The organism is Blochmannia endosymbiont of Camponotus quercicola, assembly GCF_059935335.1.
On sequence record NZ_CP011794.1, the window covers coordinates 754,450 to 773,090 of the forward strand.

Consider the following 18,641-nt stretch of genomic DNA (forward strand, 5'->3'; position numbering starts at 1 on the left):
AGATCGTCATTATGAAGGTTTTAATTATAAAAACTTCTTCTATGGGAGATATCATACATACTTTACCTGCGGTTACTGATGCATCAAATGCTTTACCAAAAATATTATTCGATTGGGTCGTGGAAGAAACTTTTTCCGAGATTATTAGGTGGCATCCGGTAATACATAAAATTATTCCTATAAATCTTAGATTTTGGATAAAAAATTGGTATGAATTTTCTTCATGGAAAAAATATCGTGAATGTATTATGCAATTAAAAAAAAAATACGATGTAATTATTGATGCTCAGGGTTTATTGAAGACGTCATTGTTAATAACATGTATGACACGGGGCACAAAACACGGTATGGACTACATAAGTGCGCGGGAACCCATTAGTTCTTGGTTTTATCATACACGACACTGCATCAACAAAAATCAACATGCTGTGGAACGTATTCGACAACTTTTTGCCCTCAGCTTAAAGTATCCTGTACCCCCTTACAGAGGAAAATATAATATTAAATATTTATTTCCACCTCAAAAACATAACGATCCTTACTTAATATTTTTTCATTCTACTACTAAAGCTAAAAAACATTGGCCGGAATTTAATTGGAGTATTATTACACAGTATGCTATTGATGCAGGATATCATATCAAGCTACCTTTTTGGACAAAACATGAAGAATTGCGTACCAAACGGTTAGCATCATCATACTATAGTCAAATAATAATATTATCAAAATTGACACTACAAGAGATCGCGATTCAAATATCTGGAGCAACAGCAACAATCTCTGTTGATACTGGACTCAGTCATTTAACCGCAGCACTTGATTGTCCTAATGTGACATTATATGGCCCAACTAATCCTAAATTAATTGGAACGTATGGACAAAACCAAATTATTTTACAGTCTTCAACTAAAAAAATGGAACACCTAACTCCTATACATGTTTGGAAAACATTACAAAAAATTTTAAAATCGAAATAGCTTAAAAACATTTTATAAACCTATTTATCATAATTTTTACAAATAATTTTACCATCTAACTATAAATCGATATGGGTTATTAAAATTACGTACTATTCATTGTGATTGTCGTATTTATATAGAATATGAGTATGCACTCATTCTATATAAGCTTGACCTCTTCAGATATCAAATTATTTATGATAAATACTATCATTTTAAATTAAAAGTAATTTAACACATGATTATAAATTGTTCTGAATTATTAAGTTTAATAGTACATTATAGATATTTTTATAAAAAATTATGAAAACATATTCATTATTTCAGTGCTGTCATATCCTCGTAACTACATTGATTGTATAAATTTAAATTCATTTAAGAATATTAAATTTTTAAGCATTATTAATTACATATGCTTATGATTTTAAATCAACTAATATTATTTAAAAAAATAAAAAATTTTTTATATAATCAAAAGTATTATTTTTTGGTAAAGCTGATAAATTTAATTTATTTATTAATATGAAAACGTTAAATTAAATGAGATTATTATTTTTTTATTAAAATAAATAAAAATTAATTAGATCCAAATAATGATCTATGTATAGACGATATAAATATATACAATATATTGGTGTAAATATATAAGTATTAATATTTATTTTGACTGCAAAGTATATATAAATGCTTTTTATTGATTAATGTTATAATCAATAATTATACGATTATAATGAAAGATTGTTATATACGTAGTAATTCAGACGTATTATAGTATACAAATAAATATTTTTACATGACAAAATACAATCCCTAAAACTAAAATACATCCTATTGCGTGCAGTAAAAATTATATTAAATTATTTTTTATGATTTTAAATTAAATACAAATATGTACTACAAATAAAGTTAAATTCTTTAAATATTAAAAATTCTGGTAACAAAATTATTTTTAATGTGATACATATATTCTAAATGAACAGTATATTATTTATCGTTGCGATGAAAATAGGTAAATATATAGTGCTTCATTAGAACTCAATTCTATTGATGAAATTGAGCAAATCAAGATATATGCGTCAGTTTTATATTATTATTTTTTTTGTATAAAAATATTGTTTAATATTATAAAACTAAAATTGTTATTTAATATCAAATATAGCAGAGTATATAATATGATTACATCATAGTTATATAAAAATAAATATTTTTATTTTTTATATCTTTATAAATTTTGGGAAAATTAATTTAAATTTAACTATAAAATAAGATAAAGTGATAAAAAATTATTTTTCAATCATTTTCAATTAAAACAACACATATATACAATATTACACAATTATTGCAAGTTGTTAATATTAATAACTACTTAATAAATTATTAATTTAAATTAAATACATCATGTTTTTAATACAGATTTTTGACATGATAACAAAATTATTTATATGGTGCATATATCATTTTTATATTTATAATGTGTAATGTTTTTATTTTTTCAAAATAATAAATTATTTATAATTTACATAATCTATTTTTTTATAAACATAATTTCGATAACATGACCTATAATCCGATACGATTGTTACTAGCAAATTCATAAATTATTGAATAAGTGTTGAATCAACGACCAATAGTTATCATTTTATCCATATAAATACGGTTTTAAAAAATATTGATACATTTATTATTTCTTGTTCTTAAGTAAAAAGATATTTTTTACAAATATAATTACTAAATAACAGCAAAGAAAATAAAAACAATTTTTTCAAATAAATTATTTCAATTTATATAGGCATTGTCATTAAAATATATTGTATGCAATATAACGATATTGATATATGATCAATACATGTACAATAATTGAATTAGTAGTAATGAGTATATTAACTAATTATTTTGAGATATTATATGTTTGCGCTGTATATTACAATATATAATACTATGATGTATTTTGCTCAACCTATAATATGGATACGATTATTATGGCGCAGCAGAAGGTCGCCATCGTATCGTAAACGTTGGCTAGAACGCTACGGATTCTATCAAAAACCTATCAAATCTAATGGTATTGTTTTACATGCTGTATCCCTCGGAGAAACATTAGCAGCTATTCCTTTAATACGTGCTTTACAGCAGCGTTACCCAAAAATAACTATTACACTAACCGCGATGACTCCAACAGGGATAGAGTTAGCGCGATCTAAATTTAGTCATAACACACATTGTAGTTACTTACCTTACGATTTACCTGGAGCTATGAAACGATTTGTAGATCAAGTTCAACCCCGATTAGTTATTGCCATGGAAACCGAATTATGGCCAAATCTTATTAATATACTATATCAACGCAATATTCCTTTCATCATTGCTAATGCTCGGTTGTCATTTCGTTCTTTTATCGGATACAAAAGGTTTAGTTGTTTTATTTCATTGATTATGCAACGTATTACTTTAATTGCTGCTCAGAATAAAGAAGACGCTTCCCGATTTCTTAAGTTAGGATTAAAAAAACATCAATTATTTGTTACAGGCAATTTAAAATTTGATGTTGAAATGACCCAGGATTTATTAAATAAAATCTCATTTTTAAAAAAGACTTGGATTAAAAAACGCTTAGTATGGATAGCGAGCAGTACTCACGCGGGGGAAGAAATGTTATTATTGCAAGCACACAAACATCTGTTAACACGGTTTCCTAATTTACTGATGATTCTAGCTCCCCGCCACCCAGAGCGTTTTGTTAATGTGAAAAATATTACCGAACAAGCTGGATTTTCTTATATCATGAGAAGTGATGGGATCGCTCCATCTGAAGCAACACAAGTAATTATTAATGATACTATAGGAGAATTAATGTTGCTATACGGTGTTTCAGATATAGCATTTGTTGGAGGTAGCTTAGTAAAACACGGAGGACATAATCCGCTAGAAGCAGCAGCACATTCTATTCCATTGATTATGGGACCGTATACTTTTAATTTTCATGATATTTGTGTTAAGTTGTATGAATCAGATGGATTAATTACCGTGACTGATACAGAATCCTTAGTAAAGGCTGTGACTATGTTACTTTCAAATCAAGAGTGTCGTTTAAACTATGGATATAGAGCTATTAAGGTGTTGAAACACAATCAAGGAGCACTACAACAGCTATTGTGTCTATTAGATAATTATTTGTTAATTTAAAGACAATTTACTATGTAACATTTTGGATATTATTATAAATAGTTACACGTATTAAATATTAAAATTTTAAAATATCCCGCTTATATAAACCTAATTACAAGATAAAAATTGAATAACAACCAAACACCGAAATAGTTAAAACATTACAATGTGATTTAATGGAATCACACTATTATCAACGGATGATGCTAATGAACAATAATTTTACTTACTTATTTTCACTAATAAAAATAGTGTTATCTTGATTGTAATTACAATACATTTAATCGCTATACAACTGAAACAGTTGTATCTTAGATACATTATTATTATAACATGCTATTAGATTTGTTAAATAGTCGTCGTTATACTCATTTAGAGTTTTATGACAATCGAACAGTCACCATACTTCATGTTTAATAAATATTCATTGAATTTTAGAAAAAACAGTTTAAATATATAGGAATATATATATAAACAATTTAATTACAAAAAACTTTTTGATGGTCTACTGTATGCTCTCAGGCTGTTTTTGACATATGATTATTGTATACAAGTCAAATATTTAAATGTGAAACACGTGATAAATTATCAAATAACTACATTAAATGTAGTTATTTGAAAATAAATATATATATTTATGGTCTATTGTTTTTAATTACTAAAAAATATAATTATTAATATATCATGATAATTCGGGCTATGTATCCAGGCACTTTTGATCCATTGACTTATGGGCATTTAGATATAATTATTAGAGCTCATAAAATTTTTGATAAAATATTTTTAGCAGTTGCTGAAAATCCACAAAAACACCCTCTATTTAGTCTTGAGGAACGTGTAATATTTGCAAAACAAGCAACTGCAACATTAACTAATGTAACAGTAATTGGGTTCAATGATTTGACGATAAACGTGATGAAAAAAAAACAAGTGAATATTTTAATTCGTGGACTACGAACCAGATCAGATTTTGAATATGAAATACAACTTGCGAAAATTAATAATTATTTCTCAGATGAAATAGAGACTATATTTATGACGTCTACAGGCATATGGACATATCTTTCTTCTAAATTAGTAAAAGAAATCGCTCAATATGGAGGGAAAATAGATCATTTTATGCCTAATTTTATCGCCGAAAAAGTCATGGAAAAATTGTATAACGCTTCAAAAAAAAACAAAACTTCCCGTTTCTTTAAAAAATTGTGATTACACACATGCGATAATTACATGCGTCATATATCAAGATCACAATGATTATTTATTGATTCTGTATAGATAATACATATAAAGAAACACAGTATAATTGCATGTTTGGGTACTTAAAGTATAGCACCCAAACCTATATTTTAAATACTAAATACCACTTGATATCATCAAGTCATATTCTAGTAATTTTGTTTCATATTTACTTGTTGCTATTTACTTAACTACTTTTTCTTTCTATATATGTTACATGTGTTCGCGCAATAGGATCAAATTTTTTTAATATCATTTTTTCGGGATTAGTACGTTTATTTTTTGTGGTGCTGTAAAAATGTCCATTCTTAGAAGAAGAAAATAAACGAATTATTTCTCGTGTTTCTTTAGCCATTATGTTATTCCTGTTCAATGTTATTTGTTTTTAAGGTATATTTTAGAAAGAAAATACTCAATACCTAACTTGTCGATTAATCGTATACCCTTAGTGGATATCTGTAACGAAAAGAAACGCTGCTTACTTGCAACCCAAAAACGACGCGAATGAACATTAGGTATAAACCAACGTTTAGTTGCATTCATTGCGTGAGAACGTTTATTCCCGTTCATAGGACGTTTTCCAGTAATTTGACATACTCGAGCCATACTGCTCCTCCTCCTAATGATTACTGTGAATACTATTTAAAATGAGCACAATAAAAATTATTTTTTAATTTGATTAAATTAATTATATATAAATTACAAGTACTGACATCATTTACCGTCTGATTTATAATTATACGTTATACTATAATTATTTACTTAAATCCTCACGCCTCACTATTAAACACAAGTAATAAGTAACTTTTACAAAAGCCATCTAATAAATGACAATATCTAAATACAATATATTTAAATCATAAATTTAGTTTTATGATTATTTATATATATCATATACATACATTGTTTTATACATAATCGTTGAAACATATTATATGAAGATTTATATGCTATATACAATGTATATATGTGATTTTACTGAAACATTCGCTCAATAAAAATTTGATTAATTTTTGTTTATACTAACAAAAACAATCGGTTTTTATGGTATAACACACAAGATAAACAATCATTAAAATTATGTGAAATATAATATGACAGGCTTAATCAATAAACATATCATATTAGGAATAAGTGGTGGTATTGCTGCATACAAAACTATAGATCTTGTACGATATTTAAAAGAACGAGGGTCAGAAGTTAAAGTGATCATGACAAAATCTGCAAAAAAATTCGTTACTCCCTTAAGTTTGCAAACAATATCATGTCATCCAGTTTTAGATAATTTTGTTACCCCTCAAATAGACACTACAATGCCTCATATAAAATTAGCTAAGTGGGCCGATTTAGTTTTACTTGCTCCAGCCACAGCCAATTTATTAGCTAGGTTATCTGTAGGGCTAGCTAACGATTTATTATGTAGTTTATGTTTAGCCACAACAGCTCCCATTGCTGTTGCTCCATCCATGAATCAACAAATGTATAAAGCTATTGCAACTCAGACAAATTTAGATACTCTGCGCAACAGAGGGGTTTTAATATGGGGCCCAGATTATGGATGTCAAGCTTGCGATGATATTGGTTATGGACGCATGACGGATCCAAAAATACTCGCTGAACATGTAGAACACCATTTTTCTCATGGTAGTTCTTTAAACCATCTTAAGATCATGATTACTGCCGGTCCCACTCATGAAGCTTTAGATCCAGTGCGTTTTTTTACTAATTACAGTTCAGGAAAAATGGGATTTTCTATCGCACAGGCTGCTGCAGATAAAGGAGCAAAAGTCACGTTAATTGCAGGTCCAGTAAATTTACATACACCTACTCAAGTACAGCGTATTAATGTTGTTTCTGCATTAGACATGAAAGAAGCTGTGATGCAAGACATTAGAAATCAACAAATTTTTATTGGTTGCGCAGCAGTATCAGATTACCGTATTTATCACACTTCTCTTGAAAAAATTAAGAAAGATAAAAATACTTTAAAAATAATTATGATTAAAAATCCTGATATTGTGGCAGAAGTAGGATCATTAAATGAAAAACGTCCTTATGTTGTTGGATTTGCTGCTGAAACTAATAATATAAAAAAATATGCTCAAGATAAACGAATTAGTAAACATTTAGATTTAATTTGTGCTAATAACATTTCTCATATGAATCAAGGATTCAACAGTGATAATAATGCCTTGTATTTATTTTGGAATAAAGGAAGTACTATATTACCCTTGAGAAAAAAAAAATTGCTAGCACAACAACTGATTAATGAGATTATTAATCGCTATAATGAAAACAATTAATATTAAAATTATTGATAATCGTGTTTATAATCATTTTCATCTTCCGAGATATGCTACATTAGGATCTGCTGGATTAGATTTATCAGCTTGTTTAGATAGACCTTTGGTCCTCTATCCTGGAAAAACTCATTTAATTTCTACTGGCATTGCGGTGCATATTTCTGATGCAAAAATAGCAGGTGTCATTTTACCTCGTTCGGGTTTAGGTCATAAATATGGCATTGTTTTGGGTAATTTGGTAGGACTTATTGATTCAGATTATCAAGGAGAATTGATAGTATCTTTGTGGAATCGTGGATCAAAAAAGTATATCGTGCATCCTGGGCAACGGATAGCACAATTAGTTTTTATACCAATAATTCAAGTTAGTTTTTCTGTAGTTAAATCATTTATTCCTACCGAACGCGGGACAAATGGTTTTGGGCATTCGATGTAAAATATTGTTAATTACATATAGTAATTTTTTTTGTATTGTATTTGTGAAACACAAATATGTATGTATATTTTCGATACAGTAAAAAATCTTAAATATATAATTAACATTTGTACATATAACAATAATGCCATTGTGGTTGATTACGCAAAATATTTATATTTTTATAGTAAACATTAAAATAGCATTTTTATTACTAACAATAACCTATACTATCAGGTATTTTTATTTTTTATATATTTAAATTTGTTAATCAATATTATTGATTCGATAATAAATATTTATAACTGTTAATTAACAAATAATTGATTATTGATACAAATCTCAATGATGATTTATGTAAAACAAACAATTTTTTGATTACTTTTAGTATATATTAATAATTAACAGATAGATTATATGAGATATATCAATCATACATAGCCTTCTATAAGATTAGAAAATATAATTTATGCATAAATTATATTTTTAATAAAAACAGCAGTGTTATGTATATATTTTAATACTTAAAGTACAAAATATAATGCTTTATTAAATGAAAAAAAAATCAATTTTTCATAAAAATTTCGGATTTTACTGTGACTGTTTTTATTTTATTTTGATGTATACAAGATTTGTATAAATCACTATTATTTATGCTAAAAATATACTACTATTTATTTAATTAACAGTAAAAAATTTTTAAGCATTAAAAAAAAAATTATAAAAAATTATTTAAAAATCATATCGAGTATATTAAGTACATAAAAAATTATAATTTAAGAATGGATGACAAGATGGAATTATTATATTTTTAAAATCTATCTTTATCACATATTAATAAAATTCAGGTGATGTTATGGTGCACAGTATGACTGCTTTTTCAAGACATGAAGCAAAATATACATGGGGTAATGTTACTTGGGAAATTTGTTCTTTAAATCAACGTTATTTGGATATTCATGTCGATCTACCTAAATATCTTGATGGTTTATCATGGGTAATTCGCAAAAATATTAAAGATTCTCTTATTAGAGGAAAAATAGAGTGTACTTTACGTATTAAAATAAATAATAATTTCGATAATGCGGGAGATACATTTACTATCAATAAACAATTGATTCATCATCTTGTTTCATACGCAAAATGGATAAAAACACTAATTAATGAAGGTGAAATTAATCCGCTAGATATTTTACTTTGGCCTGGAGTAATAACATATGAACAAAATAACATAAATAGCATAAATAATGTTCATTCCGAATTATTAATGTGTTTTAAAGAAACATTATGTAATTTAATAAAAGATAGAGAAAGAGAGGGTATTTTTTTAAAAAATAAAATTACAGAACGATTACATCTAATGTATACTGAAGTTAATAAAATCCGTCAATATATTCCTAATGTATTAGAATGGAAACGAAAAAAACTCTTGGAACAAATGAAGGATGTTTGTATTTATACTGATCCAATACGATTAGAGCAAGAGTTATTAATAGTAGCTCAAAAAGTTGATATTTCAGAAGAAGTAGATCGACTAACAATTCATATTAAAGAGATGCACCGTATCCTTGATAAAAAAGGATCTATTGGTAGACGACTAGATTTTGTAATACAAGAACTGCATAGAGAAGCTAATACATTAACCTCCAAATCTATCAATTCACACATCACTCAATTAGCAATTTCTTTAAAAATGTTTATTGAGCAGATACGAGAGCAAACTCAGAACATTGAGTAATCCATACAAGATAACATATGATGTATGAAATATAAAAAAGATTGTATGTTAATATTACGTGTTTAATTATTAATTTTATTATTAATTTTGAAAAATTATTTTATATAAATTGCACGATTAGTTCATGCTGATTAGATACAATTTGATTTATAACTCAAAACATTTGATATCATATTTTTATCAAAAAAATCATAGCTCCAAACTTTGTTATATTCACATCATATATTTCTTATAGTATTATTACTATTACGATTCTTAATCACAGTATATCGTATAAAATGATACACCTAGTTTAATGACTTACTTTAATTACAAATAAAGTCAAATTCTGTGTATATAATATATATATTTTCATCATGTAAGAACCATGACCAGTATTATGCATATTATTTATAATATAAAGCAGATTCATTTTTTTTAAAAATAGATTTTATTATTATTTTTAATATAAGGTGTTTATAAAATTTTTTAATTTTTTATTAAATATATTTACAAATTAATTTATATGACTTTATATATTATATCTGTGTTATTAACATGCCTATAAATTTATATACTTAATATTTTACCATAAATTAACTGATATATATCAATTTAATAGTCATCGTTTTTATGAATTAATACAAACCTAAACACAAATATATGATTATCCATAAAATATTATTTATTATAAAAAATAATTTTTTGTTTTTATTCTTATAAAAAAATAAAAAATTATTTTATGTTTTATAATAAAATTATTTATGTTTACGATTTAATCCATATACTTCGCAGTCATATATAACTTTAAAATTAAAAATAAATCACAAAAAATAAAAAAATTGTTTTTTGATAAATCTATCAGAAATTTTCTTTTTCCAATAGTAATATTTCAAATTTAAAAAAACTCCGATAAAATAAAAATAGTAAATAATACAAATTAAATATTAGAATATATATATTCTTGAATTAATAATATCCGTATTTTTAATAAATACCGAAATATTAATTTAGTGAAATTACAATAAATTAGGAGGCGTAAACTGCAATAGTTAATAAAAAATATAATTGACTGTCAGATGTAAACAATTAGCTAAAAGTGAGTATTTTTCATGAACAAATACTCCAAATAATAATTTCTATTTTAGACTATTATTAACTAATACTGTCAAATACAGTCCTATTATCGTTGTTCGATTCAATATAGAGACACATAATTATGAACAGATTAACAAATATTTCAAATATGGTAGAATCCTTATCCCGTATTTATCACCGTTTACGTAAAGAAATAAATGGTCAATTAATTAATGAAGGTCTTTCAATGTCCAAAATGAAGATCTTACATCTTATTACTACCGGCAAAACTAGCGCGACAGACATTAAAAATTATATGGGATTTTCTTCAAGAACTGTCGTAACAGTTCTTGACGCACTGGAAAAAGATGAAATGTTACGTCGGCAACAAAGTTTTACAGATCGTAGAGTTAAATACGTATATATTACAGAAAAAGGACGCGATAAATTGCATATTGCTGAAGATACACATAATATTATTTTAGATCGCATGTTTTCCCTGTTGTCTGATGCACAACTTAGAAGTTTTAGAGAAGTATGTAGTTTACTTGAAACACAACAAAAAAATAACATGGCGCGATAACATACAATTGCCACATAGTATCTTACATAATAAATTTTCATAAATACAATAAAAGATCCTTAGTACAACTTAATAAGTTTTAAGCAATTTAATAACGACAATGCAGCTTTAACATCATTAAATGACAACATTCCTCTTACTGAGGATCTTTTATTAAAAAAAAATTAATTAATAATACGACTATATTTGCTCAGATAATGATCTTTATATAAATTAGAGTAATTATATAATAAACTTAAGATCCACAATTATGCGTAAGTATACAATATATTTATAAATTTTAACTATTTACATTTTCAAGCATGCATATATCATTTCATAATGAAAAATTCGGGAATGTTGTGTATCATATCCGCACCAAGCGGTACAGGAAAATCTACGTTAATTCACACTTTAATGCAATATGATCATTTTATTTATCAAACTAAATTATCTATTTCTTATACCACACGCGTTAAAAGACCTGAAGAAACACATGGAAAAGACTACTATTTCATTTCAACAAAAGAATTTAAACATATGATAAATAAAAATATGTTTTTTGAATATGCCAAAAATTTTAATCATTATTATGGTACCGCAAAAAATAACATTGAAGCTATGCTAAACGCTGGTATACATGTTGTATTAAATATTGATTGGAAAGGAACGCAACAGATTAGAAGCAAAATGCCAAATAACATTTATACTATTTTTATTTTACCTCCATCCAAAAAAGAATTAGCACGCCGATTGTATCTGAGAGGACAAGATACAGAAAAAAGTATTACCGTGCGTATGGAAGAAGCAATAGATGAAATTAAGCATTTTAAAGAATATGATTATGTTATTGTAAACGACGACTTTGATATCGCTTTAATACATTTACAGTCAATTATGTTATCCGCGCAATTAAGAATAGCACATCAAAAAATACGCTACGCAACATTAATAAACAATTTATTGTTGCCAGACACATAAGTAACAAATAATATATAACACATATTACGATATGTAATATGCAATCTGATATCAATTGAAATTAATAAAATAAAATCTATACTATGGTGAATTAAATGGCACGTATAACTGTACAAAACGCTGTAAAAAAAATTGGTAATAGATTTGATTTGATATTAGTTGCTGCACGACGTGCACGACAACTTCAAATTGGCGGAACAAAAACGTTGATTAATAAAAATAATAATGACAAATATACTGTACTTGCTCTCAGGGAGATAGAAGAAGATTTGATAATTAAATAAATATAAACACATATTTATATACAATAAAATCACACTATCTGAACTATAAAATTGTATTTATAAAATAACATCTGTTACAGAATAAATATTAAAAAAAATAAAAATAAATAAAATTGAAGATTATTTTATTTTTATATAAGTTTTAGCATTGATGCCGTACATACATTTTTATTTGCTAGTTCAGCAGCATTACCGCTATAATGTATCTTGCATTGGTACACAAAAACCGTCTTTGATTTGATATTACTATTGATATTTATACTGTTGTTGCATTTGTTACATAATGTACACAAAAGCGTATCTACTATTGATTTTTACAATATTTATTATTTATCAGGATAATATAATAACCAGCTTCTTATATTGAATTACATAATATCGAAAAAAATAATTGATAGTAATTATGAGTATGCATGTGTTTATTTTATATTAAATTAGACTGCTATGGTTTTAAGCAAATAATCTAGCACTACGATTGTTAAATTAAAAAATTTTATATTTCATAAAAGCAACAAATCTAGTTAAATACATTACATGCTGATATAATACAATTGAGGTAAACGCCAGTATGTATATTTTAATTAAATAGTTTTAGTAGTGTTTTTGACAAATAATAATCATCATGAAGCTCGTAAATAATATGTTTTTAATGTACTATTTTATAGCTTTTCTATCGCACGATTCATAATAATTAAGAGAATAAATATGACAGACATTGAGAAAATTTTTTCTATTATCAATGAAAATAAAATAAAATTTATAGATTTACGTTTTACCGATACAAAGGGGAAAGAACAACACATTACTGTCCCTAAAACCCAGGTTAATGATCATTTATTTAATTATGGTAAAATTTTTGATGGATCTTCTATCAAAGGATGGAAAAATATTAATGAATCAGATATGATATTAATGCCTGATCCTACTAGTTATGTCATAGATCCATTTTATGAAGATACTACGATAATTATTCGTTGTGATGTGATTGATCCCAGCACTATGCAAAATTATGATAGGGATCCACGATCCATAGCTAAACGGGCAGAAATGTTTTTATATAACTCTGGTATCGCTGATATTGCAATGTTTGGTCCTGAACCAGAATTTTTTTTATTTGATAGCATTCGTTTTGAAACAACAATATCAGGGTCTTACGTAATTATTGATGATAAAGAATCATCATGGAATAGCGGCAAAATTTATAAAGACGGAAACAAAGGTCATCGCCCTAAAACAAAGAGCGGATATGCTCCAGTTCCTCCAATAGATTCGTCTCAAAACTTACGATCTACTATGTCCTTAACAATGGAAAAAATGGGATTAATTGTAGAGGCTCATCATCATGAAGTCGCAACATCTGGTCAAAATGAAATAGCAACTAGATTTAATACTCTTACTAAAAAAGCTGATGAAATACAACTATATAAATATGTGGTACATAATATTGCTCATAATTCTGGGAAAACCGCAACTTTTATGCCAAAACCCATTATGAATGATAATGGATCAGGTATGCATTGTCATATATCTTTACATAAAAAAGATACTAATTTATTTGAAGATGTCCACCAATACGGTAATCTTTCTGACGTCGCTTTGTTTTATATCGGAGGTATTTTACGTCACGCTAAAGCATTAAACGCTATAACTAATCCAACTACTAATTCATATAAACGTTTAATTCCAAATTATGAAGCTCCGGTAATGTTAACTTATTCTGCTTGCAATCGTTCTAGCGCGATCCGTATTCCATCAGGTATAGGAAAAAAATCTCAAAACAACACATCGTGTCGTATTGAAGTTCGTTTTCCTGATCCGTCCGCTAATCCTTATTTGGCTTTTTCCGCATTACTTATGGCTGGATTAGATGGCATTATCAATAAAATCTCTCCTGGAGAACCTATAGATAAAAATTTATACACTATTTCTAGAAAAGAAGCATTATCTATACCACCTATGGCTAGGTCTCTGGATGAAGCATTACAATCTTTATACGAAGATCATAAATTTTTGACACGAGGCAATGTCTTTACTCAAGACTATATCAATACATATATTCTATTATGTCAAGAAGAAATCAAACTGGTACGCGCTGCTCCGCATCCTTTAGAATTTGATCTATATTACAGTGTTTAAAAATTTTATAGTATATAAAATATATGCATATACAGTATTAATTTCGTTTATAATATTTCAATAAATTATATTAGATATCAAAAGATAATTGTTTTTTATATATATATGAAGTTGTTTACAGGATTTATTAAATAAATTATTAAAATTTATTTAAAATTTAAATAACTCATTTTCATATTATTATAACTATATATATACATATATTATGATATATAATTATCGTGTTGCTCATTTCTTAATAAGCGCACCAGAAGTTTATTGTCTACCTAATGAAAAAATGGGTATGGAAGTAGCTTTTGTTGGTTATTCTAATAGCGGAAAATCTAGCGCTATTAATGCTTTAACTTATCAAAAAAAATTAACTAAAGTAAGTAAAACACCAGGATGTACGCAACTTATTAATTTATTTGAAATAAGTCCGGGTGTTCGTCTGATTGATTTTCCCGGATATGGTTATGCTAAGAATAAGAGAATAAAAAAAAGACAAAATTACTGGGATGATATTATATGTGAATACTTAAAAAAACGAAAAAATTTAAAAGGATTAATATTAATCATGGATATCAGACATCCAGTAAAAAATTTAGATCAAAAAATAATTAAAAACGCACTATCTATAGATATTCCGATTGTTACTCTATTAAGTAAATCAGATAAAATTTCTAAAAATATTTTGAAAATTACATCTCAAAAAATAATGCAAAATATGAATATAATGTTTAAAACACATATACAAGTTGAACCTTTTTCCGCTATTAAAAAATATGGAATAAAATCATTACAAAAAATCCTTAATAATTGGCTAAAATAATTAAAGTAATATATTTTAACAATTTTTAATTATATTATTTGTATATCTTTTTTTTAAAGATAATTTATGATTTGATTTATATAAATTATCTGATAAACAATTTTAAACATTATGTTCGCTGTATTTTGTATATATTAGATTAATAATATTAATGTGCTTGTTCCCAATTTTTTCCAATACCGATATCTACTTTTAATGGTACGTCTATAATAAAACATTCCTCCATTAATTTTTTAATTTTCTTTACAACCAAATCTACGATGTCACGGTGTACTTCAAATACTAATTCATCATGCACTTGCATAATTATGCGCGCTGGAATAGCATCTCTTTGTAGCCAATCATCAATGGATATCATTGCTTTCTTAATAATGTCAGCAGCACTCCCTTGCATAGGAGCATTGATCGCTGCTCTTTCAGCGCTTTTTTTTTGAGGGATATTAGTAGAATAAATATCCGGTAAATATAATTTTCTTCCATCTAATGTAGAAACATAACCATATTTATTGACATATTCTCGAATATGTTGCATATATTTCATAACGCCAGGATAACGTTTAAAATAGCGATCTACATAATTTTGTGCTTCCTTGCATGTTACCGATAATTGCCGTGCTAATCCAAATGCGCTCATTCCATAAATTAATCCAAAATTAATAGTTTTAGCTCGCTGCCTTTGTTCATCAGTAACTAAGTGTAATGCAGTAACAAAGATTTCAGAAGCTGTTGCAGTATGAATGTCCTTTTCGGAAAGAAAATCATTAATTAATTTGATATCTTGAGAAAGGTGCGCCATAATTCTTAATTCTATTTGTGAATAATCTGCCGCTACAATTAAAAAGTTTGTTGGAGCAATAAAAGCTTGACGTATTTTTCTTCCATCATAATTTCTATTTGGAATATTTTGTAAATTAGGACTAGTAGAAGAAAGCCGCCCTGTAGAAGTTCTAGTTTGATTATATGAGGTATGCACGCGATTTGATTTTTTATTAATCATAGCAATTAATTTATTAGTATAAGTAGATTTTAATTTAGCCAAACCACGATATTGCAAAATAATTTTTGGAATTGAGTATTTTTTTGCTAATTTCTTCAATACTTCTTCATTGGTTGAAGGAGCGCCACTAGGTGTTTTTTTTAAAATTGGAAATTTTTGTTGATTGTATAATATTTCCTGTAATTGTTTAGTCGAAGCAAGATTAAAAGGAGCTCCTACTAATTGATACGCTTCTAACTCCAATACATTAAGTCGATAATCTAATTCTAGAGAATGAGCATTAAGTAGTTTTTTATCAATTAATACGCCATAACTTTCTATACGAGATAAGATAGAAATTAATGGCATCTCTACTTCTTCAAATATTTTTTTCAATTTACTATTTGCTTCTATTTTTGGCCATAAAACATAATGCAGATTAAATAAGGATTTAACAAATTTGGCAGCATATAAGGATTGTAACTGTATATTCTCTAAGTCTGCAATGATATTATTTTTATTATAATTATCATAATTTTTTTTAAAATTTATAACAGCATTAAACGTGTCTTGATCTAAAAAATTTTTTATATCTTGATAATTAGAAGTACCATACAGTATATATAATTCTAGTATCACATCAAACACCATCCCAACTAAGTTGATATTATAACGTTTAAAGATAGCGTAACTAAATTTTAGATGTTGACCAACTTTTTTTATTTTTGAATTTTCTAAAACTGGCTGCAGAGCTAACAATATCTCCTCAAGATATAAAAAATCCTGACGATTATCAATGGAATCAGTTTTTATAGGAATATACGCGCTTTCTTTAGTATCTATAGATAAACATATACTTATGACATTAGCTGTAGACACATTAAATATATCCGTACGTATACTAAATACAAAAAATTTGGCTATATTAATTTTTTCAACCCAATGATAAAGAGTGTCAACATTATGTATTATTCTGATAATTTTTTTTTCTCTAAAATAATCTGATGATAAATTATTTTTTTGAAACAAAAGTGTGTTATTTAACCATCGGCTTGGTGATACATTCTTCGAATATTGGTATTTGTCACACCACACTCCTGATTTTAAATCCATCAACCAATTTTTAAATTCATATTTTTTAAATAACGATGATAAAGTATTAATATTCGCCTGTTGTATTAACAATTGACAATTAGATATATTTAAAGGAACATCTGTTTTAATAGATGTTAGTTTATAAGAAAGAAATGCTACTTCTTTATTAATTTGTAATGTATTTTGTATTGTTTTAGCCCTACGTAAACTCAATTCACTGATTTTATCTAAATGATTATATAATACTTTTAGATTACCTATTTTATTTAACAATAGTTGCGCAGTTTTTTTGCCTACTCCAGGAACTCCAGGAATATTGTCAGAACGATCCCCTACCAATGCTAAATAATCAGCCATTAAAATTGGTGAAACTCCAAACTTTTTTTCTATTTCTTTAGGAGTGAAAATAATATTTGACATAGTATTAATGAGAGTTATTTGAGATGATACTATCTGTGCCATATCTTTATCTCCTGTGCTAATTAACACAGAATTACCTAATCGTGCGCAAGACATAGCTAATGTACCTATTACATCATCTGCTTCTACATCAGGCACCTTAAGCACTGGCAACCCCATTGCTTGTATAATCTCGTACAATGGATCGATTTGAATATATAAATCTTTAGGGATTTTAGCACGATTAGCTTTATATTTTTCAAACAAATTGTTACGAAATGTTTTTCCCATTGCGTCAAAAATCAATACCATGTGGGTAGGTTGATATCGCATCAACAGACTTTTTATCATATTGATTACTCCGTATATCACCCATACTGGTTTGCCATTACTAGTGGTTAATGGCGGAAATGCATGGTATGCACGATGTATATAACAAGAAGCATCCACTAAAATTATAGGATTGTTTACAATTGTACCCATAATGACATTTTAAATACGACTTAATCTTACAGAGAATAT

13 protein-coding genes and 1 pseudogene are annotated in these 18,641 nt (G+C 26.7%); 11 read left to right on the forward strand and 3 right to left on the reverse strand.

Going from position 1 to position 18,641, the window contains the following annotated elements:
- The first annotated feature begins 11 nt into the window (after positions 1-11).
- The 3 genes from waaC (at position 12) to coaD (ending at position 5,333) form a co-directional block, all read left to right on the forward strand.
- Entirely contained in the window at positions 12-977 is a 966-nt protein-coding gene (gene waaC / locus CBquer539_RS03155; protein ID WP_500836408.1) for a lipopolysaccharide heptosyltransferase I, read from the forward strand.
- A 1,887-nt stretch (positions 978-2,864) separates the two neighbouring features.
- Complete coding sequence (waaA, locus tag CBquer539_RS03160) at positions 2,865-4,142, forward strand: lipid IV(A) 3-deoxy-D-manno-octulosonic acid transferase (RefSeq protein WP_500836409.1); 1,278 nt, start codon at positions 2,865-2,867, stop codon at positions 4,140-4,142.
- Between the two features lie 666 nt (positions 4,143-4,808).
- A complete protein-coding gene (gene coaD / locus CBquer539_RS03165; protein ID WP_500836410.1) occupies positions 4,809-5,333 on the forward strand; it encodes a pantetheine-phosphate adenylyltransferase in 525 nt (174 codons plus the stop codon).
- Between the two features lie 217 nt (positions 5,334-5,550).
- Here the strand turns inward: coaD and rpmG are convergent, their stop codons facing one another.
- Positions 5,551-5,718, reverse strand: a complete 168-nt coding sequence (rpmG, locus tag CBquer539_RS03170) for a 50S ribosomal protein L33 (RefSeq protein ID WP_500836411.1) — start codon at positions 5,716-5,718, stop codon at positions 5,551-5,553.
- A 20-nt stretch (positions 5,719-5,738) separates the two neighbouring features.
- A complete protein-coding gene (gene rpmB, locus CBquer539_RS03175; protein ID WP_500836412.1) occupies positions 5,739-5,969 on the reverse strand; it encodes a 50S ribosomal protein L28 in 231 nt (76 codons plus the stop codon).
- A 488-nt stretch (positions 5,970-6,457) separates the two neighbouring features.
- Between rpmB and coaBC the strand changes: the two genes are divergently transcribed.
- The 8 genes and pseudogenes from coaBC to yihA all read left to right on the forward strand — a co-directional run bounded on the left by coaBC (position 6,458) and on the right by yihA (position 15,649).
- The gene (coaBC, locus tag CBquer539_RS03180) at positions 6,458-7,666 is read left to right on the forward strand and encodes a bifunctional phosphopantothenoylcysteine decarboxylase/phosphopantothenate--cysteine ligase CoaBC (RefSeq protein WP_500836413.1); all 1,209 of its coding nucleotides are present in this window, start codon (positions 6,458-6,460) and stop codon (positions 7,664-7,666) included.
- Positions 7,650-8,102, forward strand: coding sequence for a dUTP diphosphatase (gene dut, locus CBquer539_RS03185; protein ID WP_500836758.1), 453 nt, complete (start codon positions 7,650-7,652; stop codon positions 8,100-8,102). Before coaBC ends, dut begins: the two co-directional genes overlap by 17 nt.
- 835 nt (positions 8,103-8,937) lie before the next feature.
- Positions 8,938-9,819 carry a YicC/YloC family endoribonuclease gene (locus tag CBquer539_RS03190; RefSeq protein ID WP_500836414.1) on the forward strand — a complete coding sequence of 294 codons (882 nt, stop codon included), beginning with the start codon at positions 8,938-8,940 and terminating at the stop codon, positions 9,817-9,819.
- A gap of 1,198 nt (positions 9,820-11,017) precedes the next feature.
- Positions 11,018-11,458 (forward strand): MarR family winged helix-turn-helix transcriptional regulator, encoded by a 441-nt coding sequence (locus CBquer539_RS03195; protein ID WP_500836415.1) that lies wholly within the window; start codon positions 11,018-11,020, stop codon positions 11,456-11,458.
- Between the two features lie 321 nt (positions 11,459-11,779).
- On the forward strand, positions 11,780-12,418 hold the full coding sequence (gene gmk / locus CBquer539_RS03200) for a guanylate kinase (RefSeq protein WP_500836416.1): 639 nt from the start codon (positions 11,780-11,782) through the stop codon (positions 12,416-12,418).
- A 95-nt stretch (positions 12,419-12,513) separates the two neighbouring features.
- Positions 12,514-12,693, forward strand: a pseudogene (gene rpoZ / locus CBquer539_RS03205) (DNA-directed RNA polymerase subunit omega); the annotation flags it as partial.
- A 714-nt stretch (positions 12,694-13,407) separates the two neighbouring features.
- On the forward strand, positions 13,408-14,838 hold the full coding sequence (gene glnA / locus CBquer539_RS03210; protein WP_500836417.1) for a type I glutamate--ammonia ligase: 1,431 nt from the start codon (positions 13,408-13,410) through the stop codon (positions 14,836-14,838).
- Positions 14,839-15,043: 205 nt separating this feature from the next.
- The gene (gene yihA / locus CBquer539_RS03215) at positions 15,044-15,649 is read left to right on the forward strand and encodes a ribosome biogenesis GTP-binding protein YihA/YsxC (protein ID WP_500836418.1); all 606 of its coding nucleotides are present in this window, start codon (positions 15,044-15,046) and stop codon (positions 15,647-15,649) included.
- Positions 15,650-15,797: 148 nt separating this feature from the next.
- On the opposite strand, the gene polA is transcribed toward yihA, so the two are convergent.
- Positions 15,798-18,602: a DNA polymerase I gene (gene polA / locus CBquer539_RS03220; RefSeq protein ID WP_500836419.1), complete on the reverse strand. Its 2,805-nt coding sequence runs from the start codon at positions 18,600-18,602 to the stop codon at positions 15,798-15,800.
- Between the last annotated feature and the right edge of the window lie 39 nt (positions 18,603-18,641).

What these genes read in the sequence shown, in the direction of transcription:
- waaC (WP_500836408.1), top strand. Translation starts at nt 12, where the DNA reads ATGAAGGTTTTAATTATAAAAACTTCTTCTATGGGAGATATCATACAT.
- waaA (WP_500836409.1), top strand. Translation starts at nt 2,865, where the DNA reads ATGTTTGCGCTGTATATTACAATATATAATACTATGATGTATTTTGCT.
- coaD (WP_500836410.1), top strand. Translation starts at nt 4,809, where the DNA reads ATGATAATTCGGGCTATGTATCCAGGCACTTTTGATCCATTGACTTAT.
- rpmG (WP_500836411.1), bottom strand. Translation starts at nt 5,718, where the DNA reads ATGGCTAAAGAAACACGAGAAATAATTCGTTTATTTTCTTCTTCTAAG.
- rpmB (WP_500836412.1), bottom strand. Translation starts at nt 5,969, where the DNA reads ATGGCTCGAGTATGTCAAATTACTGGAAAACGTCCTATGAACGGGAAT.
- coaBC (WP_500836413.1), top strand. Translation starts at nt 6,458, where the DNA reads ATGACAGGCTTAATCAATAAACATATCATATTAGGAATAAGTGGTGGT.
- CBquer539_RS03190 (WP_500836414.1), top strand. Translation starts at nt 8,938, where the DNA reads ATGGTGCACAGTATGACTGCTTTTTCAAGACATGAAGCAAAATATACA.
- CBquer539_RS03195 (WP_500836415.1), top strand. Translation starts at nt 11,018, where the DNA reads ATGAACAGATTAACAAATATTTCAAATATGGTAGAATCCTTATCCCGT.
- gmk (WP_500836416.1), top strand. Translation starts at nt 11,780, where the DNA reads ATGAAAAATTCGGGAATGTTGTGTATCATATCCGCACCAAGCGGTACA.
- glnA (WP_500836417.1), top strand. Translation starts at nt 13,408, where the DNA reads ATGACAGACATTGAGAAAATTTTTTCTATTATCAATGAAAATAAAATA.
- yihA (WP_500836418.1), top strand. Translation starts at nt 15,044, where the DNA reads ATGATATATAATTATCGTGTTGCTCATTTCTTAATAAGCGCACCAGAA.
- polA (WP_500836419.1), bottom strand. Translation starts at nt 18,602, where the DNA reads ATGGGTACAATTGTAAACAATCCTATAATTTTAGTGGATGCTTCTTGT.